The sequence below is a fragment of the Paenibacillus zanthoxyli JH29 genome, from assembly GCF_000520715.1.
In the GTDB taxonomy this organism is placed as follows: domain Bacteria; phylum Bacillota; class Bacilli; order Paenibacillales; family Paenibacillaceae; genus Paenibacillus_AQ; species Paenibacillus_AQ zanthoxyli.
In genome coordinates this window covers 1-694 of sequence record NZ_ASSD01000089.1, presented here as the reverse complement: position 1 = coordinate 694, position 694 = coordinate 1, and the positions used below count along the sequence as shown (strand labels likewise).

Annotated in this window: 1 protein-coding gene; it reads left to right on the top strand. The window is 57.6% G+C overall.

What is annotated here, in order from left to right:
* Positions 1 to 473: DUF3891 family protein (locus tag L691_RS27720; protein ID WP_025688830.1), on the top strand; the 473-nt coding region annotated here is incomplete at its 5' end.
* Between the last annotated feature and the right edge of the window lie 221 nt (positions 474 to 694).

Here is a 694-nt window from a genome sequence, read left to right as displayed (position 1 = left end):
GCCTGATCGAAAGATCCGGCGAGAACAGCCCTGAGCTGACATTGTACCTCCAGGAAGAGGAGAAGCGCCGTTCCCGGATTCACCGCGAACTGGAAGCGTCCGGGGCGGCTATTAGCGAGGCCGAGCTGTATTACGACAGCAGGCTGCTGCAGTTCTGCGACGACCTGTCGCTTTATATCGGATTGAATGAACCGGGAACGTCCAAATGCCAGGAGCATCCGTGGTGGAAGAATGGCTTCTCCGGCACCGGGGAATTCGATTTTACCGGCGGACGGGTTATTACAGCAGAGTGGCGGGGAACGACGCTGCTGCTTGATCCTTACCCATTCACCGAATCATTTGAAGTGACGCTGCTGGTGCGGCGGGTTCCCCGAAGCGCGGCGGTCTCCCAGGGGCTTGCGGCAGCTTACAGCAGCACGCCTGAAACGGCGATAAGCATTACCCTAGCCGAAGGAGAACTGAAGCGGCCTTAAGATCCAGGCTTTGACGTATGCGGAGCAGGATTAGGCGAAATCCGGCCCTTAGGGTGTTTGGTGACGGAAAAATCGGGTGCGAAAGGAGGGACGGCCAATGAACGAACCGTCGCAGAATAAATCTATAGTATCCCCCACAGGCAGCAATTTGGCCGATTTGCCCTCCACCGGCACTGGCGGCAAAAAAATAACCCGCCGCCAGTTTTTGGCCCGCAGCGCGG